We start from the raw sequence: 25,661 nt of genomic DNA on the forward strand, positions 1-25,661 counted from the left end.
TTTTAACGGAACCAGCCCTTTATTTTATCCATGGCCGATTCCCCTGTTTCTTTATCTTTTTTATTTAACAAACCATTGATAAATATACCAGCTGTAACACCAATTGCAGTCCCAACACCGGGAATAGGAACAGCTGCAGTGAAAAATGCAACACTGGCAGCCTGAACCGCACCGCCGACTGCTGTATCTATCGCTGTATCTCTTATGGCACTCTTATGCAGGTCTCCGCCTGATAACCCGGCATCTTTCGCATTATGATAGTTAGCATAATAGTTGAATCCGGCCGTGATGGGCGCCAATCCTTTTGTAACTCCTTTTGCAAATCCATTCGTAAAGATACCTTTCACATCTACAATATCTTTAAATGATTTTCCAGCACCCGCCGCTGCTGCCTTCCCTACAGTTTTTGCCTTTTCAGTTATACTTGCTTTATCATTCCAGTACTTAAGGGAAGAGTGGTCCTTTAATGCGGCTTCTCCCACTTTTGACCAGCCCGATTGCCCCTTTTTTTGTGTGCCGAATTTTAAAATTGCACTGTTATTAGCTTGCTGCTGATGGTGTTGCGGCTTCCATGGTTTGTCCCCTTTTGGTAGTTTATAATTTAGCTCTCTTAACGCTCTTGCATCTGGAGTAACCCTCAAATAGTGAAGTGCCTCTTTACTAGCACGTAAACGGTAAGCAGGTCCACCAGTACGTGTATCACGTACTAACTCGATTTTCAAACCACCCTTTTTACCCGCCATAAACATTCCAAAGCTTTCAACTGCTCCATTTAAAGCCGTATTAAATCTCCTAAAATTACCTGTGTCTTCCTTATATCCCATAATTGTTTCATCAGCTGATGAGACATTACCGGTCTTTTCTCCCGGTGCCCCTTCTGTTACTCCATCTACTGGATTGGTTCTACTCGTTAACCCCGTGAGAAGCGCTGTCGTTGAAGCATACTGTGCCCAAAGCTCTTTAGGGAAATTCACATCTGTTAAACCTTCCGCTATCATCGTTTCCAAATCTTTTATCCATGTATTCATTGCTAAAAAGTCACTCTCAACAGCTGTCAGAGCTGAGGTTTGGCTGCTGTCAAATGTATTTAGATCTTCTACTGTTGTATCGCGATGCTTTTTTGCCATTTGGATTTCATTATGAACTTCGGAATCATTTAATTGCGGAAGCGGTACAATATCTGAAACGCTACCTATTATTGTATTTGTTTCATTTGTTAGGCTTTCTGTAATTTGTTTTGCATTGTTCAAACCTTGCTCCACATTATTTTCAAGGAATGATTGTTGAATATATCCATTACGATCAGGTTCTAGGCTATCAAGTGCTGACTGCATTTGCGTAAGAATATCCTGGAAATTACCTTTAACTAAATAGAAAAATTGCAAAAAGGGCACATGACAGTCCTGATAATATGCTCGTATTGCACTGCCGCCTTGCCCCTTTAATGATTCCTCAAGCTGAATAAGCTCTTGAATGGATGTTTCAACTGTTTTCATTTCTGTCTCAAGTCTTGTTAGCATAGTTAGATTTCGTGAAATACCACTGTGGAAATTACTCGAATCTAGTATTTTCATTAATCTATTAGCCTCCTCGGACCAGAAACGGTGCCATTAATATTCGTCGAAATACGTTGATCCTGCTCCTTCATATATTGAACAGAATTTCTTGTAGTCTGAATATTATTTTGCAGCACCGCTTGGTAACTTGTTAAGATTTGCTCTAATTGTATAGAGAGCTCGTTTAACTTTGTTACTACATCTAATGTATTTCCTTCAATCGGAAGTTCTGCAGTAGGCTTAAGTGATGAAGCTGCATTTTCAATCACAGATAGCTGTTCTTCTACATCCGCATAGACGATTTTCACTTCATTTGACAAATGTACTCTCTCCTTTCTAATGGAATCTAGACATTACTCCTACCATTTCTTATTTTTTCTCACTTTGCACCATTTTAGGTACAAGCCAAATTAGCACAACTAAAATACTTACTATTAATATACCAATATAAATAATTCGTAAATTTTTACTTTTACTTTGGTTAATGGGCGTTGCATTTGAAACTTGTTCTTTAGCAGCATTTAATTCGCTTGAGAATAATTGATATTTTGTTGATTCATAAGCAATTGTTTTACGGTTTTCAAAGTTATTAATAAAGAGTTCTTCCTTTATTTTTTCATTGGAGTTATTATCCTTTGGCAGGAAATCCAGTTTTTTCTGCTCTTCTCGAATATTTTTGCGAATCTCTAGTAAAGCCTCATTATGAAGGTATTCCTTATTATGTTTAAACTCTTTTTCTTTATATTCGTTTGGATTCAATTTATACAGGTCGGTAGATGCATAGCCAGTCATTCCAACTTTTAAATCCAACGGGAAGCTGGTTTCAAATATGAATCCAGCTCCCCAAATTAGAAATAAACTAAAGAAACCAACTACTATCTTACATTTCATACATAGGTTCCTCATCTTGTTCATTGGAACGGTTTTTGATTTTCCCTGCGATATACGGTATTAATGCAAACACTCCAATAATCACCAATAAAACAATACTTGCAGGGATAATTAATGATTCCGGACCGTATTGAATCGATAAATAAACTTTTGACATCGGATCTTCATAATCTAGATTCGAAGCTAACAATGTTAACATTGGTGTTACGAAAAACGCGATCACTGCCACACTTACAAACCAACCGATTAAAGGTCCAATTGAGAAGCTTGCAAAAATAATTGTCGATACAGCAGCTAATAATAAAATAGTGAAAATCGTCCACTCGATTGTTCCTGTTTCATTTAGAGAATAAATTTCCATGCCGTAAATACTTATAATCAACCCGACGATTAAGTTTAATAAAGAGAATAACGCGATACGTACGCCCGGTTTGTTATTGTTGAAATAGTAGCAGAAGTAGCCGATTAATAAACTACTAATTAATACAATGACAAGTACGATGACTGGCGGTACTTTATTCTCTTCTACCGTTGCATTTAAGCTAGTAGATGTAAGCGGTGTTGATAAATGATCATATATATGCCCATTTCTTTGTCCATCCACAAACGCATTATTTAATACGTTATGAATATCATTTCGGTATTTTTCTGTTGTGCTTACGTTATCATTCCATTTATTATTTAGTTCATTTGTATCTGCGTTTACATTAGATGCTTTGGCATACAAATCATTCGTAACGAGCATAATATTATCTTGATTAGTCATAATACTGTTCATTGAGTTACTCATTGCTGTTAAGTTTTGAATAATACTATGTTGATTTGAAACTAATGCATTGCCGTCTGCAGGTGGTACTGAAAATACCGTGGAACCCGATATAAATGAATCCAAGCTTTTCTGCATATTGTTAGCACTTGTCTCAACAGCCTGAATTTGTGATGAAATTGCCTCATAGTCAGAGTCAACTTTGGCCGTATACTCTGTAAAGAAAGATTTAACACCTTCCTCTAAACTTACTAACTGTTCCTGGGAATCCGGAACCCCTTGTTGTAATTCATTTAGAATGCTTGAACCTTCATTGTTCATAACTAAAAGGTTATTTACACTTAAGTTTGTCTTTAAAATGGTTTCGTATTGTGCTAATGCCCCGTAATATTCCATGAGCATTGCTGTATTGTTTCTATCAATAGTTTTAGAGAAAACACTTTTTAGCCTTTCCTTTTTCGCCCCATTCATCAATGGTGAATTCATAATTTCAGATTCTTTTCGCTTTACTTCTTCTACAATTGTGAATTCATTTATTTCAGGCTTCAGCTCATCTCCTTTGGCGTCTTCCTGAGATTCTTGAGACTCGATTAACTCCTCTTGCAGTTGTCTTTCTTGCTGTTGAATTTGATTAATATTTGATTCAATTACAGCTATTTGAGAAGACAGCTGTGAAAGTTGATCATTTACAGCTAGAACTTCTTTATTAGAATTTTCATCATTTGTTTCAGTTGTATTTGCCGAAGCAATGACTACTTCTTCTTTCACTGAATTAATATTTTGAATTAAGCTTATTAATTTATCTCTTTCAGAATCTAATGCTGCAATTTTAGAGGATGCGATAAATTGGCGCGTATTGTTTTTTTCATCTCCACTTTTTTTAGCCTGTATTGGTTGTACTTGACTAGGTGAACTAGTATTTAGCTGATCTTTTAACGTAATTAATTGATTTTCATATTGAACAAGTAATTCGCCTTCCACTTGATTTAAAAGGTCGATAATTTCCTCTCTCTGTTTAACGACCTGGCTAGTTAAGTTGTTTACACTCTCCTTATTTTTTGCCAGTTGATCTTCAAGCATTTGGACGTTTTCATTAATGCTATCGTTGTGATCAATCAAATAATTTTTCGTTTCATTATATCGAGGTTCCTGATCGTTTTTCATAAAGACTACTGAAAGCAAACTTTCCTGCTGTAGTGGCTGTAATAGCTGTTGTTGGGTCGTATGATATTCTTTGTAGTCATTTACATACGATACAAATTGGGATAATAGCACTTCAAATTCTCCAGCTTCCTGAATACTTCCATCGATCGGAGTCCCACTTACAGTTGAAGCTAGATTTTCTAGCATTTGTTTTTGACTTTCAATATCCCCTACTACGCTCGCTAAATTTGGACGGTAAAATTCCGATATTGTATTTAAAAATTCTATTTCCTTTTGAAGAATCGTATCAAACTCATTACGGACCTTCTCTAAATCTTGAGATACATAACTCCAGTAAAGAGTAGCGATTTTCCCGTTGACACGTGCAGTCGCTTTATCAATTTCACGTAATACTTTCTCACGATTTGCTGCATTTAATTGACCGCCAACTGTATATTTAAATTCAGCCTTAACTGGTTGTTGTTCCTCATATGTCATAATATTTTTTGAAAAATTTGATGGAATATAGACGATTGCATCGTAATCTTGACCAGCCAACCCTTTTTCAGCAGCGCTACGACTCACAACAGACCAGTTAAAGTCAGAGTCTGTCGTGAGAACTGTTGCTACCTCTTTTCCGAATTCCAGTGCATTTTCTTCCTTTTCTGCACCTGTATCTTCATTTACAACAGCGATATTTTTCGTTCCATTTGATTCATCAAAAAACGGATTTTCACCTATTGCAAAGAAATAAATAATCGGGGCTCCGATAATCAAAATCATGACGATTGCAATTTTTAACATTAACCTCTTTTGAGACGTCATGAGTATATCTTCCTTTCAACATCACATAGTGGGAGTTGTATTTTAATTTCTTTGTTATTTAAAACATAATAACCAAACCCTGCCTGGATCTCCTCTTCTTTACGATCGTAAGGAAGTGTGAACAATGTTTGATCGGACTTCTTCATTAATAAGACTGCTTGTCTAATTTGTTTAACCTCAGCCGACAGCGAATCATAGCCCTTCAAAATATCTGACGCATTGCCTGTAACGATAACGTTAAATCCTAAATAACTAGCATTCTTCATCAGTTTTACAATATGTTCTTGTAATCTAGTATCCATAGCTGCGTTGAATCGTGCAAAGTCATCTATTACAAATAATATTGGCTCAAAATTGAGTTCTGATCGATCACTGAAATTTGTATTAGTGTAGGTCATTTCGCGTGCAGCGAGCTCTTCTTCAATTGCGGTCAACCATTGCTCAACTTGATCCTTTCCTTCTAGTTGTGTCACTACCTCATTCTCTGTTAACGTAGCCAAGCCTCTGTCGAAAGAATCATATACAGCAATGTGTCCTAATCCCTTTTGTATAGCGGTCGTTATTAGTAGCTTTAATACATTTGTTTTTCCTTTTTGTGCTTGTCCGATTATTAAGCAGTGTTTATTTGTTAATAGATTAATTGCGACAGGTTGAACAAATTCTTCGTCCAGTCCAATTGGTAGAATTTGTGGTTGCCCTTCCAGCCGGACATACTCAGAAAACTTCGTTAATGTTAAGTCATTAGGAAGCATTGGAATAGGCTGTGGGGCAGCATACTCGTGGTACTTGGCCTTTAATGATTTAACGGTTTCTTTTACTGCTTCAAGCATTTCAAAATCATTTGTCCCATTAGCCGGCAGGAACATTTGAGAGAAATGTACTTCATCCTTCTTTATGATGGCTCTTCCAGGAATTGTTTCAGGAGCTAGATTTGTTTTACCCAGCACTGAATACGCCTCACTGTGGTCCATTAAGTAATGAACTATTTTCGTTTTTAAATTGTTCATTACTGCTTGGCGAATTGCTGAAATACGAGTCGCAGTAAAAATCATATAAATACCTAATGATTGTCCATCCCTTACAAATTGATTGAAATTTGTTTCGAAATCGGGCATTTCATCTTTTATAAAGTCAAAATTTTCTACAGCAACAAAAATTAACGGAAGCTTTTTCTCTGCAACACTGTTATATAATTTAATGTTACCAACTTCCAACTGTTGCAATAGCTGTTTTCTCCGGATAATCTCTTCCCGGATCATTCTCATAAACTTTTCCATTTTCCGCTTTTCTTCCATTAAGAAGAAATCCGCAGTATGAGGAAGTTGTTTTAATGGAAGCAATGATCCATTCCCAAAGTCCATTAAATAATAATGCACTTCTTCTGGACTATAGTTCTGTGCAATATTTAATAGTAACGTAAGCACTGTCGTAGATTTACCATAACCGCTTGAACCGAATATACCTATATTTCCATCTTCCATTACTTGATAGTAATAAGGCGTTTGTTTTTGTTTTTCCGGTTCATCGACTAAAGCGATCGCAATTTGATTTCGCTCCTCCGAAGTGTAGGAATTATTATAAATTCTATCTTCAAGAGGTGATAACCATGGACTTCTAAGCTTTTTAACGCCTAATATATTTTGTGTTTCTTCAATTTTCGAAACAACCGCTTCAATTTCGGATATCGACTTCTGCTTATTTTCCTTTGCTGCTATATTCGATAAAGGAATGAGCCCCAAATCGGTTACAATGGCTATTTCGTCTTCACCACCTGAATGTTCTGAAAGATAAGGTGCTCCACTCCAGGCCGACTGGAACAAATCATACACTTCATTATTTCCAACTTGTAAATAACCTCTACCTGTAACAGTGATTGATGCAGCATCCGTATTTTTCAGTATTTCTTTACTGTCCGTCGCATCCTGAACTTTTAAGGCTATTTTAAAGCGAGCATTACTCCAGATTTGATCATCGATAACGCCACCTGGCTTTTGGGTAGCTAAAATAAGGTGAACCCCTAAGCTTCTTCCGATACGGGCTGCACTAACTAGTTCGCGAATAAAGTCAGGTTCTTCATTTTTTAATTCCGCAAACTCATCCGAGATTAAAAATAAATGAGGTAGCGGCTCTTCTGCGAGTTGTTGTTTGTATAAATCTGTGTAATCGTTAATATGCGTTACATTATATCGGTCAAACAGAAGCTGACGGCGTTTTAATTCACTTCGAATGGAAGCAAGCGCACGATTTGTAAAGTTTACGCTTCCCTCTATATTTGTTATCGTCCCTAAAAGATGCGGTAATTTTTTAAACGGTTGTGCCATTCCCCCGCCTTTATAGTCAATCAGTAAAAATGCTACTTCATGCGGGTGGAAATGAACGGATAATGATAAAATGTACGATTGTAAAAATTCACTTTTCCCTGAACCCGTAGTACCAGCAAGTAAACCATGGGGTCCATGAGCTTTTTCATGCAGATTCAGGTACACAAGATCATCTTTGCCTTTAAGCCCAATTGGTACAGCTAAAGATTGGGAAGATTTATTCTCCATCCATTTATGTGCGATATTTAATTCTTCTACTTCTCTTACACTCATCATTTCAAGGAATGTTACATTATCTGGTATGGAGTTTGTCATACCCGTTTGATGATTTAAGGTACGTAACATCCGTGAAAAGCGTTCATTGTTTTCCTTTTGGTGACTATCTAATGTAAACGGTATATTTACCGCTTTTTTGTTCTGAATTAAAATATCACCCTCCGTATCATTTAAGTACCGGACGAGCGTGTATATATTGTCAGATAAGCTTTCCTTTGCATCAGTTGCAGTTATGACAGAAATATTTAAATGAGTATGGTCACCTTCCAAGTACTCTAAAATAACGTGATCTGAGATGAGCTGTTGATTTGTAACAATAAACACCAAATGTGGAGTAAATTGCATTTGCTCTTTTTCTTCTTTCAGATCCCGATCACGAACCATTTCGTAAATGGAGGAAAGCAACTGATCCCTCGTTTTTTCGTTATAAATGAGTCCTCTTGCATACATATTAGGTATATTAAAATGCGGCAACCACTTCATCCATTCAAACTGAGCATAATCTTCTTCATCAAAAATAAAAATAAAACGGAGATCATGATAACTATGAAAAAAGGCGAGTTGACCAATTAGCTGTTGTATTTCCTTTTTTACTACTCGATCTTTACCAATTAATCCAATCGGTCCTTTCGCTAAATTTGCGATAACTGGCATGTCAGCGATTTCTTTATATACTTTTTCAAGTTTCTGAGACTGCTCGATTAAATTATCCATTTCGCGATTGGCCATATCATTTGAATTTAACGAAATAGAAAAGCTCGACGGAACAGTACCAGTTCCTAAACGAAACTGTAGAAAATCCTCACTTTCTACAGATCGTTCCCAAATTCGATCGGATATCTGATTTGTTAAATACTTCATCCGTTCAAATGTAGGAAAGTGAAATTCCATTGTGAACTTCTGTTTATCTGCCAGCTCCTGTAGTTCATGGCGTTTGTTCTCAAGATAAGCTGTGTACACACGGATTCGCTTTTCTTTTTTTCTTTTTTCGTTGCTGCGATCTTTAAAATATTGCACCGATGATGTAATTAATGTCATAACGAACATAACCATCGTAATTAGAATAAAAATTCCTCGAGGTTGAATAACGGCTACAATTCCCATAACAATCAACATTACAAGCGGCGGTAAAATTATTATCCACAACCCTCTACCTGAAGGATCATTTTCTTGCGAAGGAAAAGAAAGTGTTACTTTTTCATTCGGAAGCTCATATACCATCCTTGGAGTCCTTCTATAAATTGGATACTTTTTTTTCATCTCTGAAGCAGGTTCGATAATATTGGAAAGAGTTGCATCGAAGTTTTCAAAACTGCTAATTTCGAGTACGTCCTCTTCCAAAAGTCGAATAATCAAAAAGGGTGTGAATATAATGTCCCCAATTTGTATTTCCTTACTTGCAAACTTTCTTTGACCATTTATATATAGGTGATTCTCATTCGATATTTCGAGGAGCCATTTTTTCTCTACTCTTATTAGTGAGAACGTCTGCGTATTTTCGTAATTTTCTTCCCAGAAGATATCTGCTTCTTCAAACTTAGTTGAAAACAGAATTTCCTGTCTATTTCCAATGAAATAGGTATTGCTGTTTGTTACGGCTAGAAATAGAATGATTTTCAGTTTTTTATTGCTTTTTTCATCTTGCCATTCAAAAAATTGCTTCGGATTTACTTTCCCAAGCAGTTTTTCATGCTGTTTTACTGTAAAGCCAAAGGAATCTTCGGTAATCAGTAGTGAACCATTTGTAAATGGTAAGTTTTGAATCGTCACTGTATGCGATGAATCGGGACCAACTGTAACGGTTTTACTTTTCATCTGATCCAGTTGTATCGCTTGGTAATAGTTATCATAAAAAAACAAAAGCATACTCATTAAATCACCTTCTAATAGGGACTTTTACTACTAAATAGTGTTGGAATAACTTTATTTAAAATTAATTATTCTTCTGTTGAATTATCCGCGCTTTCTGCATCTGTAGAACCCGCATTGTCTTCCTTATTTTCCTCTGCGGTTGGTTTGTTGGTGCTTGGTTTTTCAGACTTTATTTCCTCATTTTTGGTTGAATCTTTATTACTGGAACTTGCTTCCTCTATTTCGAGTTCTTCTTTTAATTGTTCAAGCTGTTCCGTTACTTCCTCTTTTTCAGTTTGAATTTTATCTAGTAACTGCTCTCGTTCTTCACTTTCCAGATCGAGGTTTCCTTTTACAGTTTCCTCATAATGCAGTAAAGCTAGCATTATTAAATCCAAATCCTCGAGTTGTCGTGCTAAGGCTAATGCTTCCTCTGCCTGTCCACGGCCAATATAAATCCAATATTTAAAATAATTTGGATCTGTCTGCAGCGTTATTGTCTTTAAGACATTTTCTTTCTGCTCCTCGGTCAATGTTTCATTTACGATATAAGCAAGCGATAGCTCATACTGTATAACTTTAGGCATATGCTCAATATCATAATTTGTCAGTCTATTAATTACTTCACTATAATCTCCTTGAAGATAGGAATTCTGAACCTCCACAAAAGCTTCTTGACGAGGTTGAAGCACTAGTGCCGAATATCCTGTATATGCTCCTAGAGGTATAAGTGCGAATAAAAGACCTGCAATACCGTAACGTACCCAGCTCCATTTTGTTTTTGAAACTGTTACTAGCTTTTTTTCTTCATTTTTCAGTAGAATTATTTGTTTTTTTATCGTATCATTTAGTTCATTTTCATCCTTAGCACTCATTACCTTTTCAGCAATGGGACTAAGTTCAATAGATTGAGAGAACTGAATATATTGTTCGAATGTATATTTAGGATCAATTGCAGCAGCAATAAGCGCTTTCGTTTCATTCCAAATTCGGTTACTGTCTTTTTCATAGGGAGGAATGCTTTCCTTCACCCCGTAATGTAGAAAATATGGCATTAAGCTTTCATCGATTAATACATTTTCCGGGCATACAATAAGGTGGAGCCGGTTAAATGAATGGCGGCTTTGCACTTTTAAAACTTGTGAAGCAAACATCCAGCGACTTAGTTCTTTTAATTTCCGCAATTCTCCAAAAGTCATATAATTTGATTCTTTTTTATAGGTGAAAATTAATTCATCATCTGTTAAAGTGATACTTTTATTTATGAAAGGGTTATGTTCTTGTAATAGTGCAATTTCTATTTCATTTGCTAGTTTTATTTTTTCTTTTTGAAAAGTAATTGTGATCTCATCTTGTTCAAACTTGAGGATAGCCTCTAATTGCTTTTCTAAATAGGATAGTTTCTTTTTTGACATCTGCTTGACTCCTTACAAGATTTCTAGTCGATCACCTGTAGTAACACCACTATTTGCCAATAGGTCATTTCCGGATAATACGGTTTGTTTATTTACAATTCGAATCCAATAACCTTCCTTTGGAGGATATGTTATTGACTTTGCCTGCCAAACAATATTGACCAACTCTTTGACTGAATAGGAATTTGACAGACGTAAATCAAAACACTCCTCGCTATAGTTTTTTAAGTCTATAGATACCTCTATGTACATTTTATATTCACCTCATTCAATCAAAGTAAGGTTGACTAATTCAAAGTGAAAGACGATTTATAGGGAACAAAAACAAAACTGTCCAGCAAATGAAAAGAGCGCCTTCATCTGAATACGACGCTCTTTAAATCTTAATTCTAGATGAAACTTAACTGCGAATTTGCCCTGCAATTTGACGATCTGCATCTGCAAGAGCATGTGCAGTATTTTTCAGTTGTACAGATACATCCTGTAAAAGTCGTTGCATATCTTGAATTGATGGACGTAAAGTCGTGTATTGATCTGCAAAGGCTCGACTTGATTCACCTTCCCACATAGACTGTAATTCTTGAATCATATTATCTAATCGTGAAATTTGCTCTTCAACCTGTGCACTTTCAGTTCCATAACGATTGGACATTGCTTCTAACTCAGCTGGGGTTACACGAATAATTCCTGACATAAAATTCTCTCCTTTTTCTTGTTTATTTAGGTATAAATTGTAAAATATATCCTGCAATTTAATACCCGTATTTTAATTTTATAAACCAAAAAATAACAAGGTCAACAAGATTTGTGTAAAAAAGGAGTTTTATACTAATTTTAATTTAATAAAATAAGCAAACTATATCAGTTTAAGATTTTTTAATTGTGATATATTAATGAGGTATAGTCCAAATCGGAGTCATATTTTAGAACTTAAAATTAACTAAAATAGTTAAGTTAAAAAGCTAATCCGCAAAAACTAATAGATTATGAGGTGACGAAATGTCGTTAGGATATTGGTATTCTGAGTTGAATAAAAAGCAAAGTCATTTAAACCGTTTGGAAACGTGCAATAGTCAATTAACAGGAAAGCAAAATGAATTTTCCAACAATAAGTACCTTATGACAAAACCTGAATTAACAACAATGGCATGGAATGGGAGTTTAGCAACACGATTTGATGATATTCGAAACAACGGAATTCTCAACAGCTATGAAGCTATACAAAATATACAATTGAATAACGTATTTGCTGCACTGTTGGACATGATGGAGAAAATCCGTCAAGAAATCGAATCAATTCGAGCTATCATTGCCCGCCTTGAAGCAGCAATATAAGAGTTAAATTTACCAGCTGAGGAATTCTGCATTTTAGTTTTTATGTTTTTCTCTTGTTGGTACGTAAGATACGTACTTGCGCCAATACAATAGCCACTATTAACACCATCCCGAGGTAGCCCATAATGGTATACAATTTACCGACTAATGTTGTAAAGCCAATGAGGCTAGCTGCAAAACCTACTAAACTAAGTAGTATCACAATGATTTTCATCATTAAATTTTCTTTCTTTACAATTCGTACTGCCAGTATATATAGTGTGCCTACCGCTGTACTGTATATCATTGCTAGTAAAACGATGGACATAATATTCCCTACTGTTGGATGAATTTGTTTTGCTAGCTCAAGCGTTGGCATATCCACGCCTGCCACAATATCCATTTTCGCAAAAAGAGCTAAATTAATGAGCAATATTAATAAGCCAAGTACTCCCCCTCCTAAAGCGCCACCCCTTCTTGCAGCTTTTCTGTCTTTTGTCGTTCCTCCCATTAGAATAAGCATGGCCGCCCCTGCAGCAATATTATATGAAACATACAATACCGCGCTCGTTAGCCAATGAGAGCTTGCAGATTGCTGTTTTTTTGCTAGGATATTCAGCTCGCTTATTGAGTAATCGACTGTAAATAAAGAATAAATCAAAAGAATAAAAATAACGCCCAGTAAATATGGCATTAATGCCGCAATCATGTTGATGATGCTATTCGCATTTAGTAAAAGTGTAAAAACTACTGCAAGAGTCATTAGCATACTTCCAAATGACGGCTCCATATTATACATTTGATTAAATGTAGCTCCTGCACCCGCGAACATAACAATCGCAATACCAAATAATACAATAGAAATTAATAAATCCAGTACCGGACCAAAAGCACGACCGCCAATGTAATGAATGCCCTCCTTATGGGAAGTCGTCTGCAAATCCGATCCGATTTGCGCAAGTGTCATGCCTAAGAAAGCAAAAATGATCGCTGCAACAATACAACCAAACACACTAACTAGTCCAAAGCTTGTAAAGTACTGCATAATCTCCTGTCCAGAAGCAAAACCTGCACCGACTACCAAACTGACAAATGTACCTGCAATTTGTATACTCTTTTTCAATACGCACCTTCTTTATTTCACTTTTTATCATTGTTACTTTATGTATACAAAGGATCCAATCATGCTTTTACATGAAAGAATAAGCAATACAAAATAAAAACCAAACTGAAAAAGTTCTTAACAGTTTGGTTCATGTCTATTTTTTATTTGCTTGAAATCGGAACTTAAAATCAGAATATCTAACTTACTGCACTAATACTGAAATTTGACTTTTACAGTAGCTGTTACTGTTATCAATCCGGATTCAATCGGTGTAACAGCCTGTTGGTTACTTAGTTGAAGCATTTTGTATGGAATAGGAGTAGCAGTATTTGTCTCTTCAATTATTTCTATAGGTAACGGTTCTAAAGTTGCATGCATCGTTTCAGCCATGGATTTTGCTTTACCTAACGCGTCAATCAGGGCATACTGAAGTGCCTGACGATAGTAAGTATCTACGTGCTCTATTTTGAATTGTATGCCCGATACATGGTTCGCCCCATTTCGTGTCGCTGTATCGATAACCGTACCAACTTGATTAATATCCACTATTTTTACAGTAATTGCATTTTGAACTTCATATCCTCTTAATACTTGTTTTCCATCAATATAGTCATAGGTTGGGAATATATTATAAGCTGACGTTTGGATTTCATCTCTTCGAATATTCAAATTCAAGAGCGATTCAATAACCCGATTCATAATAATCGCATTTTCATGTTGAGCAGAACTGACGTTATCCCCTTCTGTACGCACTTCAATTTGAATTTGCGCATAATCTGGTTGAACCATAATTTCTCCATTACCCGATACTGTCATTTCCCGTGAAGTAGGTAATGGCTGATACTTCATTTGTGGATAATACATACCTCCCACCTTTCTTCTAATGTTTTTTAACATACTATGCGAGTAAGTATTAATTCATTTTAATTTCTGATCTTTTTAATCCGGGTGGGTCAAAATAAAAATACAATTTTTCTCCGGAGAGAAAAATTGTATTTTGTGGGATAATTGTTTTTCGTTTTGACTACTCTTTCCACGGGCACGGCCTAATTATGTCCCGTCCTCTTCTTACTCTATGACAATTCTCTTGCCAAAAATTGCTTTTAGTAAAGGCGGAGTAACAATTGTCGTTACAATAATGACGATAATCACGGAAGTATAATAATTTGCCGGTAGTAATCCCCCTTCAAGTCCCATTGCAGCCAATATAAGTGCAACCTCACCTCGGGAAACCATTCCTGCACCAACACCCATCGATGATTTCGTATTGAAACCAGCTAATTTGGCACCTAACCCTGAACCAACAAATTTGGAAACAACTGCAATAATTGAAAATACGACTATAAACCCAATTTGATTCCCAATACCATCGAATGATACCGCTAATCCGATACTAACAAAGAAGAACGGTACAAAAATTCCATACGCGATTGGTTCAACTTTGTGCTCAATTTCTTTTCTAAATTCCGTTTGTGCAATGGCAATACCGGCAAAGAATGCACCGATAATTCCCGCTATACCTAAAAATTCTGCAAAGTACGATAAACCAAAGCAAATAATCAAACCTGCACTCAATATTGATTCTGTTACTCTAAATTTCTTAAATGCACGAATAAAATGTGGAATAAACCATTTTGCAAGTACGATTAAAATTGCAAAGAACAGTATTTTTTTCCCTATTAATAATCCAATATTCGTATCCGAACCTGCAAAGAAACTCATTGCTATGGCAATTAAAATTACGACTACTATATCATCCAATACAGCAGCGCCCAGTAACGTTGAACCTTCTTTACTATTTAACCAGCCTAGTTCACGCATTGCTTGAACAGATATACTTACAGATGTAGCAGAAAGCAATAGTCCAATAAAAATAGATTCTCCTGCAGACATTCCGTAGTATTGGGCTCCCGCGTAACCTAAAATAATCGGTAAAATAATACCGCCTAATGCAACATATATCGCTGCCTTTTTATTTTTATTCATTTCCTGAAGATCTGTTTCAAGTCCTGCCAAAAACATTAATAATAAAACTCCAATTTGACTAAATACCGCTAATAATTCTGTATCGTGAATCCAACCAAGTAAAGCCGGCCCTAGAATGATACCAACAATTATTTTTCCCAATACTGATGGTTGGCCTAACCTAGCAGCTAAGTGCCCTGCCAATTTTGTAGCAAATAAAATAATAACAATTTGTAAAATAAACATAAATTTCCCCTTTCAAATGCAAAAAAGACAAGGCGGTGCCGTAGCTGACTACGACTCCACCTTGTCTTGCATTTATTAAATTTATTGTTCCTATTTATATATTAATATATTAGCCATTTTAATTGCAAGTACTGATTATTTCTTTTTCACAATCATTTTACACAATTCGACAGTGTTAAAGTGAATTTAGCAGTTCAAAGTCGCAAAATATCTTAGTTTTTGACTCTTCAATTCTCAAGAATCCTAGCTTTCCTACTCACTTTACAAACTAACCTCATCATTACTTTATGTGCTGATGGAAAAAGCGTGAAAAAAATATCCATCGTTCGACGCATTGGCATCGGACAGATTATGGGATTGTTTCTATGAATGCCACTTATTGCAATTTTAGCAAGCTTTTCAGGAGACATCATTTTTTGCTTTTTTAGCTGTTTTAATATAATGGATTTATTGATATTAATTGCTTTAGCTTCTTCAAAAATAGGGGTATCAACAAACGTAGGACAAAGTGCACTTACTTTAATACCGAATTCTTCTGCTTCATAATGAAGCGAAGTAGTTAAGCCTACAACTGCATGTTTCGTAGTCGCATAGGCTGTAGATACTGGAGAAGGTCCTAAACCTGCTGCCGAGGCGGTGTTCACAATATGACCGAATCCTTGTTTTTTCATGAGGTTATAGCCCACCTGGGTTCCATTAATGACTCCCCAAAGATTAACATCCATAATCTCTTTCCAGTCCTCTATCGTCAAATCAAAAAGTTCACCGTACATAGCGATACCAGCATTATTAAAAAGATAATCTATACGCCCAAATTCATTATATATATCTGTTAGTAGCCGCTCTACACAATCATACTTAGTGACATCTAAATAAACATACCTCGCTTTTACCGATACACTGTTCAGATTTTCTTCAAAAAGCCTGCCTGCTTCTTCATTAATATCGGATATGATTACAAATATATTATGTCGAACTAGTTCACAGCATATCGCCCTACCTATACCTGAAGCACCACCTGTAACTACCGCAACTTTTCTATTCATCACTAAGCCCTCCTATATTTAACACCTCCAAGCCTAAATCGATTTACTGAACCTCTTGTTGGCTGTTTTTAAGCAACTGCTCTATTTCAGATGTATAAATGTCTGCAACAAGCTGCGCACCCGTACTATTAAGATGTATACCATCTAATGTAAGTTGCAAACCACGTTTTTTTGATTTCTTATCTATTCTTGAAGGTTTGTTATAAAAGAGAACGTCGACCATAACACTCAATACTTTTGTACTGATGTAATCCGAGCTATTCACTGTCGAAAGATTATTAAAAAAAACGGATTGGATATCTAGAAAACTGACATTGCTCTGTTTAAGTACTAAGGATTGGATAAGCTGATTCAGTTCTTTAATTTCTTTATTAGGAGCATTATCAATATTTTCACCAACTAATGCAGGGGTAACTGTCACAACCTTCTTTGATGATGCAATAACTAGCTCTAATACTTTCTCATAATAGGCTTGAAATTCATCATTATCTTTCGCTACGGGTTGCGCTTGAACACTCAACAATTTTGAATAGACATCATTTACGCCAATCCAAAGGAAAGAAAGATCATAATTTCCCTCTAAATTTTTATCTAAAAGGCGTGTATATAAACTTTTCACTGTTTCCCCCGGTTTACCAAGGTTAACGAAAGTGATGTTCGGAAACCTATCTTCTAATAGCGTATGAAAAGAAACCCCTGGACGACCTTCAGTTAAACTGTCACCAATTAAAGCAATTTTCATTTCTATATCCTCCTCTTAATAGAAGCTAAAAATATTGTAACGGCCTGAATAAAAAGTGGTTCAAGTGAGTGTAAATCCTGAGTATTTGTTAACTGACATAATCCCCCTAACCATGTACCGATAAGTATGGTCCACTCATTAATATTTCCTTCTTCAAATTCTCCGTTTTCCACTCCTTCTTGAAGTATTGCACGATAAACACCCATCGGAATAACCGCTAAATCATGTAATGCTTTAATAGATTCCAAACTAGAAGCTGGATTTGAGGCAAGTTCTTGCCCGCCTTTTAATAAAGGTGTTTGATAGTTATATAGGACGTGTTTGCCAATTCCATAAAGCTTTTCAGTTGCTGTGGAATATGAGGATTCCTTCACTGCCCATTTTGTATACCAATCTTGCATTGTATTTTGTGCTAGTAAAACGAATAGCTTTTCTTTATTTTCAAAATGATAATATATGTGCCCTTTGCTATATCCGGAAGCTTTTGATATTTCTTGGACAGAAGCCTGATTGTATCCTTTTTGTGAGAATATTAAAGTTGCCTTTTCAATAATGTCACGTTTAGCCTTTTCACTGTTATATCGTCTTTTGTTCAAAGTACCTCAAACCTCTTCATAAGAATTGAACGACCGTTCTAATTCATTATATTCCATTAAACGGAAAATATATTGTAAAACTAATAAATTCACAAAATTTTAAATATTAACATTTTCATTTAGGCTCCGGTAACTTCAGCATTTTAATCTCAAGAATTCTTCAAAAAAAAACGTTAATGAAGAGATATTTGAAGAAGATCAGGACCTAGATTAAGCTGTTGAAAGTTATATAAGAATTAGAGATACATTCATTTTAATTAATGAAGATATTTCAGTTACAGCGGATAGATAAGATAATGTTTTTGGAATTATTTAAGCATAAAAAAGATTGTTATATTAAACGCAAAAAAACCTCCTAACATTTTGTTAGAAGGTTTTTTTGTTGCGATTTATAGCGCATAAATTAGATACGTCCCCAGTAGGATTCGAACCTACGACCGCACGCTTAGAAGGCGTGTGCTCTATCCAGCTGAGCTATGGAGACAACTGCTTTAATAACGTAATTGGTATTAAAGACAATTTTTATTATATGGTACATTAACTAGAAAGTCAACAACCAATTCCATAAAAATTATTATTCAACTAAAATAAATTCACTTTCCAGAAGACTCTATAAAAAAGTGAAGCCCCCCCCTTGATAAAAAGGCTTCACATCTTTATCTATCGTTCAAAAAACAATTGATCGATTAAATTATTATTATCATCATAGCAATCTAAAGTAAAATGTGTTGCAGTAATTGTTAATGTAACAAAAGATTTTTCTTTAATGCGCCGGGGCTTCAATAAGCTACCTGGATTAATAAACAAAGTATCTTCTATATACTCAGCGGTTAACACATGCGAATGACCGAAACACACGATTTGGGCACCAACCTCCTGAGCCCGATAAACAAGCTTCATCGGAGAGTTTTTCACATCATATAAATGGCCATGTGTCACATACACACGGTCGCTATTTATTTGGAATAAAATCTCCTCTAAATAGTTTGGGTCATTGTCACAGTTACCTTTCACACGCTCAATTTCTTGCATCGATGGATGGGCATACGGTAATTCACTATCACCACAATGGATTATTTTATATGCGTCTGGATGGTAGCCCTTTACACGTTCAATGATATCCTCGTCACCATGTGTATCACTCATTATTAATAGCTTCATTTCGCAACCACATCCTTTCCATTTATATACATAGTGTGACAGGAAAGAATCAAAAATTCAATCGTTATGGCACAATTCTTTTTATAATAGATGACAATGCAAGATAAACACCACTTATTTTAGAAATTCTGCTAACTGTAAAGCAAGCTTGCGAATCGCATTACCACGGTGCGATATAGCGCCTTTTTCTTCGGCTGAAAGTTCGGCCATATGCTTCTCTAAAGCAGGCACATAAAAAATCGGGTCATAACCAAAGCCGTTAGTTCCCTTCTTCTCGTGCGCAATTACACCTTCACATGTACCAAATACCGTTTTAGTCTCCATATTAGGACCTGCAATCGCTAATGCGCAACAAAAACGGGCTGTACGCTGTTCTTCTGGTACATCTTTCATGTTTTTCAGTACTTTTACCATGTTCGCTTCATCGTCATGATCACCTGCATAGCGTGCAGAATACACACCCGGTTCACCGTTTAATGCATCGATAGCTAAACCACTGTCATCTGCAATCACCATTTGACCTAATAAGTTGGCTAATGTTTCAGCCTTTAAAATCGCATTCTCTTCAAATGTTGTTCCTGTTTCTTCAATTTCCACATCAGGTGCTACATCAAACATTGTAACAACCTTATAGCCGAATGGTTCAAACAACGCTTCAAAGTCTTTTGCTTTCCCTTTGTTTTTCGTTGCAATGACTACCTGTTTCATTTTGGTTCCACCTTTCCAATCAGTTGTGCGATTTCACCTAAAGCATTTTTTTGAATAACAATCAATTCCGAAATTCCTGATTCGCCTAAATCCAGCATTTCATTTAGCTCTGAACGCGTAAATGTCGATTCCTCTCCAGTACCTTGTAATTCAACAAATTCGCCAGCACCCGTCATGATAACATTCATATCGACTTGGGCAGCTGAGTCCTCTACGTAATTTAAATCCAATACTGCACCGATTTCAGCTAATTTGCCCACACTTGTAGCCGCTAAATAGTCCGTTACAGGAAATTTTACGAAAGGTTTTTCAGCAGCTAGTTTGGCAATTGCTTGTGACATTGCTACAAATGCCCCTGTAATCGATGCAGTACGAGTACCACCATCTGCTTGAATTACATCACAGTCAATCCAAACTGTTCTTTCGCCCAATGCTTCTAAATCCACGACAGCGCGTAATGCTCGGCCGATTAAGCGTTGAATTTCCATTGTGCGACCACTAACCTTCCCTGCAGAGCTTTCACGGCGTGTGCGTTGCTCTGTAGCGCGTGGTAGCATTGAATATTCAGCCGTAATCCAGCCTTTACCTTGTCCACGTAAAAAACCTGGTACTCTTTCTTCAATCGTAGCTGTACAAATTACTTTCGTTTGTCCAACCGTAATTAGTACCGAGCCTTCAGGATGCATTAAATAGTTATTTTCAATTTGAACTGGACGTAATTCATTCACAGCTCGTAAGTCATGTCTAGTCATTCGTGACCTCCTCAATTTGTTCGCGCACTTATCTTAACACACTTTCAGAACGGTCAAAAGCGTAAATGCAGGACAGAGAAGGAAAAAGGCCCAAATTAGACAAAATGCCTAATCTGAGCCTTCAATTACTTTTCAAATGTAATTTTGCGTATATCCAATTCGTCATTCTCCAACCAGCGTTCTGCAATTGAACGGAAAATTGGAACAGAACCGGACGCATGTAAAATATGTTTCGGTGGTTCGGCATCTGTACGCAGCTGCCCTTTATAGCTTAAAATCGCTTCGACATCTTTGGCCGTTTCTTCAGCAGATGACAAAACATGAACATGTGGACCAACAGCTGCTTCTATTTGCTTTTGTAAAATAGGGTAATGTGTGCAGCCTAAAATGACTGTATCAAATCGCTCATCTTCCAATGGCTTTAACCCTTTTGCGACAAGATCGTATGAAAATTGTCCTTCATATTCGCCACTTTCAACAAGAGGAACAAATGTTGGACAGGCAAGTGGAATAATCGTGGCTTTAGTAGCTAACGATTTTACTGCCTGTTCGTATGCACCACTCTTAATCGTGCCTTCTGTTGCGAGTACTACAACTTCATTGCGCTTTGTCTTTTTTATTGCAGCTCGTGCCCCAGCATTAATTACACCTAGAACAGGAAATGGCATATGCTTTTGTAAACTCTCTAATGCAACGGCTGTCGCAGTATTACATGCTATGACAAGCATTTTTACATTCTTCTTTTCAAGCACTTTTGCCATTTGCCATGTAAAATTACGTACCTCTTGTTTCGTGCGAGGTCCATATGGACAGCGCGCCGTATCACCTATATAGTATATTGTTTCATTTGGCAAAAGCTCCATAATCGCTTTTGCCACTGTTAAACCGCCAACTCCAGAATCGATTACACCAATTGGGGCATTCACTTGTACCGCCTCTATCCTATTTCATTAATAAATGTAGTTTTTGTAAAGTTCGTGATAATTGCTCGAATTCTTCTTCGGTAAATTCCTCTGTAATATCCCGTAAATAGTCTTGACGCTTAAGAATTACTTCTTGAATAATTCGTTCGCCTTCTGATAAAAGATGAATACGTACAACACGGCGATCATTTTCGTCACGCACACGTTGTACCAATTCATTTTTTTCCATCCGGTCTACTAAATCTGTCGTTGTCGAAAAAGCTAGATACATCTTCGTCGACAAGTCACCAATCGTCATATCACCAGATTCATGCAGCCATTGCAATGCAATAAACTGCGGTGGGGTAATTGTATAATTGCTTAGTATTTCGCGACCTTTTTGTTTGATTAAGTGGGATATATATCTTAATTCTTTTTCTAGGATTGCTACAGATTCAGAGCTATGTGTGCTGTTATCTTTCATCTACTCCATTCACTCCTCGATGCGTTTCATAGTTCTATTTTGAGGTTTTTTTTGTGAAATAGCAAGTCTTCAATCAGTATATCGACAATTCCTGAAGACGTAACAACTCAAGAATTGCTTGCGTACGACTTGATACACCCAGCTTTTGAATCGTATTGGAAATATGATTCCTAACAGTTTTCTCACTAATACCTAACTTTACTGATATTTCCCGAGTTGAATAGTCCTTTATTAAAAGCTCAAAAATTTCACGTTCTCTTTTTGTTAACAGCGAACGATGCTGCGGACGATTCATTTTGCAACACCCTCCTATCCTCTTCCTTGTACATTATGTCGAATATACAAAGCAGGTGAGGGCATTTAACTATTTCCCAAGCAATAATTTTTTTTGCTCCTCTAATAAAGGGACACCTTTCCCCGTATTATGATTCAATTGTACAAGCGTTCCGCGCCCTGTATAGCATACTTCATCTTTTTCATTTTTCACCATATAATGCAAATCCAACGATGATGTACCAATTGATGCCGTTTTTACGAAGATTGTCAATTCCTCGTCAAAAAATACTTCCTTCAAATAGTCGCATTGTATATCTGCAACGACAAACATATTTTGACCCTCTGTTTCGCCTGTGAAATTAAATCCCATTGCTTTAAAATATTCAATTCTCGCATACTCAAAATAGGCAAATACCTTCGTATTATTTACATGGCCAAACATGTCGGTTTCGGAAAAACGAATACGTACTTTTGTTGAAAAAGAAAATCCTGACACCCATTCTTTCACGTCTTGAATATATGTAGCTCGCATAAAAATATCCCCCTTTTTAAATAAATCATCATCCCCTGATAATGAATATGCATTCATTATAGCATAATGTGTAATTTTGAATAAATACGAGATAACGGTTATAGGGAATTTTTCTTACAAGAGTTACTGTTTAGCAGATAGTTTTATATAAAAAAAAGACCCCCACCAAAGCGGGAGTCTTTTAAATCTATTCTATTAGTCAACCATATGGTCTGAACCAAAGAAGTTCTTGAACATTTGAACTGTTGTCGCACGGTTAAGTGCAGCGATAGATGTTGTTAAAGGAATCCCTTTTGGACAAGCAGCTACACAGTTTTGAGAGTTACCACAGTTTGCAAGACCACCGTCGCCCATAATTGCTGCTAAACGCTCGTCTTTATTCATTGCACCAGTTGGGTGAGTGTTGAATAAACGAACTTGTGATAATGGTGCTGGACCCATGAATGAAGCTTTTTCAGACACGTTTGGACATGCTTCCATACAAACACCACAAGTCATACATTTAGATAGCTCATAAGCCCATTGACGTTTACGTTCTGGCATACGTGGACCTTCACCTAAATCATAAGTACCATCGATTGGCACCCATGCTTTAACTTTCTTAAGTGCATTGAACATGCGCTCACGATCTACTTGTAAGTCACGTACAACCGGGAAAGTTTTCATTGGCTCTAGGCGAATTGGTTGAGTTAATTTATCTACTAATGCTGAACAAGATTGTTGTGGACGCCCGTTAATAACCATTGAACATGCACCACAAACTTCTTCTAAACAGTTCATATCCCAAGTTACCGGTGTCGTTTTTTGACCGTCAGCAGTAACAGGGTATTTTTGAATATGCATTAGCGCAGAGATAACGTTCATACCTGGACGGTAAGGAACTTCAAACTTCTCAACACGTGTAGCACCGTTCTCACTATCTTGACGAACGATTTCTAACTTAACTGTTCTTTCAGTACTTACTGTTTCCATTGTTTAGTTCCCCTTTCTACGCTGAGTAGTCGCGTTTACGTGGTGGAATTAACGAAACGTCTACTTCTGCATAAGAAATAATTGGCTCGCCCGTTACAGGGTCGAACTTCGCCATAGTTGTTTTTAAGAAGTTTTCATCATCACGTTCTGGGAATTCAGGCTTATAGTGAGCACCACGAGATTCGTTACGTAATAATGCACCCTTAGTCATAACTTTAGCTAAATATAGCATGTTCTTTAACTGACGAGTGAAGTGGGCACCTTGATTCGACCATTTTTGAGTGTCGTTAATGTTGATGTTTTCCCAACGCTCTTGTAACTCAGTTAATTTCGCATAAGTTTCTTCTAATTTTGAATTAACACGTACAACAGTCATGTTGTCAGTCATCCACTCACCTAACTCTTTATGAAGTAAGTAAGCGTTTTCTGTACCATCCATATTTAAGATAGCTTCCCATTTTTCTGTTTCTTCTTGTACGCGACGAGAGTAAATCTCTTCTGGTAAGTCTTCTGCATGCTTTTGAAGTCCTTTAATGTACTTCACAGCATTTGGTCCAGCAACCATACCACCGTAAATTGCTGATAATAGTGAGTTAGCACCTAAACGGTTTGCACCATGTTGTGAGTAATCACATTCACCCGCAGCAAATAAGCCCGGGATTTCAGTCATTTGATCATAGTCAACCCATAATCCACCCATTGAGTAGTGAACTGCAGGGAAGATTTTCATCGGTAATTTACGTGGGTCATCCCCTACGAATTTCTCGTAGATTTCAATGATACCACCTAATTTAATATCTAATTCATGTGGATCTTTGTGGGATAGGTCTAAGTATACCATGTTTTCGCCATTAATACCGAGTTTTTGATTTACACACACATCAAAAATCTCACGTGTAGCGATATCACGTGGTACTAAGTTACCGTAAGCAGGATATTTTTCTTCTAAGAAGTACCATGGCTTACCGTCTTTATAAGTCCATATACGTCCACCTTCACCACGAGCAGATTCTGACATTAGACGGTTTTTGTCGTCTCCAGGAATCGCTGTTGGGTGAATTTGGATCATTTCACCATTTGAATATGTTGCACCTTGTTGATAAACAATTGATGCTGCAGAACCTGTGTTAATTACAGAGTTCGTTGTTTTACCGAAGATAATACCAGGTCCACCAGTTGCCATAATAACAGCATCACCGCGGAATGAACGGATTTCTTCAGATTTTAAATCTTGTGCTACGATACCTCGGCAAACGCCTTCATCATCAAGAACAGCACCCAAGAATTCCCAGTGCTCATATTTTGTAACTAAACCAGCAACTTCTTGTGCACGAACTTGCTCATCTAGTGCGTATAATAATTGTTGACCTGTTGTAGCACCTGAGAATGCTGTACGGTGCATTAACGTACCTCCGAAACGACGGAAGTCAAGTAAACCTTCTGGTGTACGGTTGAACATTACACCCATACGGTCCATTAAGTGGATAATTCCAGGGGCTGCATCACACATACCCTTAACTGGTGGTTGGTTCGCTAAGAAATCTCCACCGTATACTGTATCATCAAGGTGGATCCATGGAGAATCCCCTTCACCTTTTGTATTTACTGCTCCGTTAATTCCGCCTTGTGCACATACAGAGTGTGAACGTTTTACGGGAACTAACGAGAATAATTCAACTGCAGTACCAACTTCAGCTGCTTTAATCGTAGCCATTAAGCCTGCTAAACCGCCACCAACGACGATTACTTTACTCTTTGCCATGATTATTTCTCACTCCTCATTAATTGCTAATTACTTTTACTCATAATTCATTCG

Annotated in this window: 24 protein-coding genes and 1 tRNA gene; 1 reads left to right on the forward strand and 24 read right to left on the reverse strand. The window is 36.7% G+C overall.

Features of this window, described 5'->3' with window-relative positions; translation table 11 throughout:
- Positions 1 to 2 precede the first annotated feature (2 nt).
- The 8 genes from H9632_RS03900 to H9632_RS03935 all read right to left on the reverse strand — a co-directional run bounded on the left by H9632_RS03900 (position 3) and on the right by H9632_RS03935 (position 11,738).
- Positions 3 to 1,574 (reverse strand): ribonuclease YeeF family protein, encoded by a 1,572-nt coding sequence (locus tag H9632_RS03900; protein ID WP_191702799.1) that lies wholly within the window; start codon positions 1,572 to 1,574, stop codon positions 3 to 5.
- Positions 1,574 to 1,876, reverse strand: coding sequence for a YwqI/YxiC family protein (locus H9632_RS03905; protein ID WP_191702800.1), 303 nt, complete (start codon positions 1,874 to 1,876; stop codon positions 1,574 to 1,576). The genes H9632_RS03900 and H9632_RS03905 overlap by 1 nt, the downstream gene beginning before the upstream one ends.
- A gap of 49 nt (positions 1,877 to 1,925) precedes the next feature.
- On the reverse strand, positions 1,926 to 2,447 hold the full coding sequence (gene essA, locus H9632_RS03910; RefSeq protein ID WP_191702801.1) for a type VII secretion protein EssA: 522 nt from the start codon (positions 2,445 to 2,447) through the stop codon (positions 1,926 to 1,928).
- Positions 2,437 to 5,181 carry a type VII secretion protein EsaA gene (gene esaA, locus H9632_RS03915; RefSeq protein WP_191702802.1) on the reverse strand — a complete coding sequence of 915 codons (2,745 nt, stop codon included), beginning with the start codon at positions 5,179 to 5,181 and terminating at the stop codon, positions 2,437 to 2,439. Before esaA ends, essA begins: the two co-directional genes overlap by 11 nt.
- The gene (gene essC / locus H9632_RS03920) at positions 5,178 to 9,650 is read right to left on the reverse strand and encodes a type VII secretion protein EssC (protein ID WP_191702803.1); all 4,473 of its coding nucleotides are present in this window, start codon (positions 9,648 to 9,650) and stop codon (positions 5,178 to 5,180) included. Before essC ends, esaA begins: the two co-directional genes overlap by 4 nt.
- 65 nt (positions 9,651 to 9,715) lie before the next feature.
- The gene (gene essB / locus H9632_RS03925; protein ID WP_191702804.1) at positions 9,716 to 11,044 is read right to left on the reverse strand and encodes a type VII secretion protein EssB; all 1,329 of its coding nucleotides are present in this window, start codon (positions 11,042 to 11,044) and stop codon (positions 9,716 to 9,718) included.
- Between the two features lie 12 nt (positions 11,045 to 11,056).
- On the reverse strand, positions 11,057 to 11,296 hold the full coding sequence (locus H9632_RS03930) for an EsaB/YukD family protein (protein ID WP_191700481.1): 240 nt from the start codon (positions 11,294 to 11,296) through the stop codon (positions 11,057 to 11,059).
- Positions 11,297 to 11,444: 148 nt separating this feature from the next.
- Complete coding sequence (locus H9632_RS03935; RefSeq protein WP_191700482.1) at positions 11,445 to 11,738, reverse strand: WXG100 family type VII secretion target; 294 nt, start codon at positions 11,736 to 11,738, stop codon at positions 11,445 to 11,447.
- 305 nt (positions 11,739 to 12,043) lie between these two features.
- Between H9632_RS03935 and H9632_RS03940 the strand changes: the two genes are divergently transcribed.
- Positions 12,044 to 12,379 carry a YwqH-like family protein gene (locus tag H9632_RS03940; protein ID WP_191702805.1) on the forward strand — a complete coding sequence of 112 codons (336 nt, stop codon included), beginning with the start codon at positions 12,044 to 12,046 and terminating at the stop codon, positions 12,377 to 12,379.
- A gap of 40 nt (positions 12,380 to 12,419) precedes the next feature.
- On the opposite strand, the gene H9632_RS03945 is transcribed toward H9632_RS03940, so the two are convergent.
- From H9632_RS03945 to sdhA, 16 genes are all read right to left on the reverse strand, one after another.
- Positions 12,420 to 13,481, reverse strand: coding sequence for a YkvI family membrane protein (locus H9632_RS03945; RefSeq protein WP_191702806.1), 1,062 nt, complete (start codon positions 13,479 to 13,481; stop codon positions 12,420 to 12,422).
- Positions 13,482 to 13,673: 192 nt separating this feature from the next.
- Positions 13,674 to 14,327 (reverse strand): SIMPL domain-containing protein, encoded by a 654-nt coding sequence (locus H9632_RS03950; protein ID WP_191702807.1) that lies wholly within the window; start codon positions 14,325 to 14,327, stop codon positions 13,674 to 13,676.
- A 204-nt stretch (positions 14,328 to 14,531) separates the two neighbouring features.
- A complete protein-coding gene (locus H9632_RS03955; protein WP_191702808.1) occupies positions 14,532 to 15,674 on the reverse strand; it encodes a cation:proton antiporter in 1,143 nt (380 codons plus the stop codon).
- Between the two features lie 227 nt (positions 15,675 to 15,901).
- The gene (locus tag H9632_RS03960; RefSeq protein ID WP_225223668.1) at positions 15,902 to 16,720 is read right to left on the reverse strand and encodes an SDR family NAD(P)-dependent oxidoreductase; all 819 of its coding nucleotides are present in this window, start codon (positions 16,718 to 16,720) and stop codon (positions 15,902 to 15,904) included.
- Between the two features lie 43 nt (positions 16,721 to 16,763).
- Entirely contained in the window at positions 16,764 to 17,462 is a 699-nt protein-coding gene (locus H9632_RS03965; RefSeq protein WP_191702810.1) for an SGNH/GDSL hydrolase family protein, read from the reverse strand.
- A gap of 2 nt (positions 17,463 to 17,464) precedes the next feature.
- The gene (locus H9632_RS03970) at positions 17,465 to 18,058 is read right to left on the reverse strand and encodes a TetR family transcriptional regulator C-terminal domain-containing protein (protein WP_191702811.1); all 594 of its coding nucleotides are present in this window, start codon (positions 18,056 to 18,058) and stop codon (positions 17,465 to 17,467) included.
- A gap of 410 nt (positions 18,059 to 18,468) precedes the next feature.
- Positions 18,469 to 18,542: transfer RNA gene (locus tag H9632_RS03975), tRNA-Arg, on the reverse strand.
- 176 nt (positions 18,543 to 18,718) lie between these two features.
- Positions 18,719 to 19,219 (reverse strand): metallophosphoesterase family protein, encoded by a 501-nt coding sequence (locus H9632_RS03980; RefSeq protein WP_191702812.1) that lies wholly within the window; start codon positions 19,217 to 19,219, stop codon positions 18,719 to 18,721.
- Positions 19,220 to 19,333: 114 nt separating this feature from the next.
- Complete coding sequence (locus H9632_RS03985; RefSeq protein ID WP_191702813.1) at positions 19,334 to 19,927, reverse strand: XTP/dITP diphosphatase; 594 nt, start codon at positions 19,925 to 19,927, stop codon at positions 19,334 to 19,336.
- The gene (gene rph, locus H9632_RS03990; RefSeq protein WP_191702814.1) at positions 19,924 to 20,679 is read right to left on the reverse strand and encodes a ribonuclease PH; all 756 of its coding nucleotides are present in this window, start codon (positions 20,677 to 20,679) and stop codon (positions 19,924 to 19,926) included. The genes H9632_RS03985 and rph overlap by 4 nt, the downstream gene beginning before the upstream one ends.
- Positions 20,680 to 20,804: 125 nt before the next feature.
- Positions 20,805 to 21,605, reverse strand: coding sequence for a glutamate racemase (gene racE / locus H9632_RS03995; RefSeq protein WP_191702815.1), 801 nt, complete (start codon positions 21,603 to 21,605; stop codon positions 20,805 to 20,807).
- Between the two features lie 16 nt (positions 21,606 to 21,621).
- Entirely contained in the window at positions 21,622 to 22,065 is a 444-nt protein-coding gene (locus tag H9632_RS04000) for a MarR family winged helix-turn-helix transcriptional regulator (protein ID WP_191702816.1), read from the reverse strand.
- A gap of 73 nt (positions 22,066 to 22,138) precedes the next feature.
- Positions 22,139 to 22,360 carry a helix-turn-helix domain-containing protein gene (locus H9632_RS04005; protein ID WP_191702817.1) on the reverse strand — a complete coding sequence of 74 codons (222 nt, stop codon included), beginning with the start codon at positions 22,358 to 22,360 and terminating at the stop codon, positions 22,139 to 22,141.
- A gap of 69 nt (positions 22,361 to 22,429) precedes the next feature.
- Positions 22,430 to 22,873: an acyl-CoA thioesterase gene (locus tag H9632_RS04010; protein WP_191702818.1), complete on the reverse strand. Its 444-nt coding sequence runs from the start codon at positions 22,871 to 22,873 to the stop codon at positions 22,430 to 22,432.
- 195 nt (positions 22,874 to 23,068) lie between these two features.
- Complete coding sequence (sdhB, locus tag H9632_RS04015) at positions 23,069 to 23,845, reverse strand: succinate dehydrogenase iron-sulfur subunit (protein WP_191702819.1); 777 nt, start codon at positions 23,843 to 23,845, stop codon at positions 23,069 to 23,071.
- 16 nt (positions 23,846 to 23,861) lie between these two features.
- On the reverse strand, positions 23,862 to 25,607 hold the full coding sequence (gene sdhA, locus H9632_RS04020; RefSeq protein ID WP_191702820.1) for a succinate dehydrogenase flavoprotein subunit: 1,746 nt from the start codon (positions 25,605 to 25,607) through the stop codon (positions 23,862 to 23,864).
- Between the last annotated feature and the right edge of the window lie 54 nt (positions 25,608 to 25,661).

Source organism: Solibacillus merdavium (assembly GCF_014836935.1).
Lineage (GTDB): Bacteria > Bacillota > Bacilli > Bacillales_A > Planococcaceae > Solibacillus > Solibacillus ferritrahens.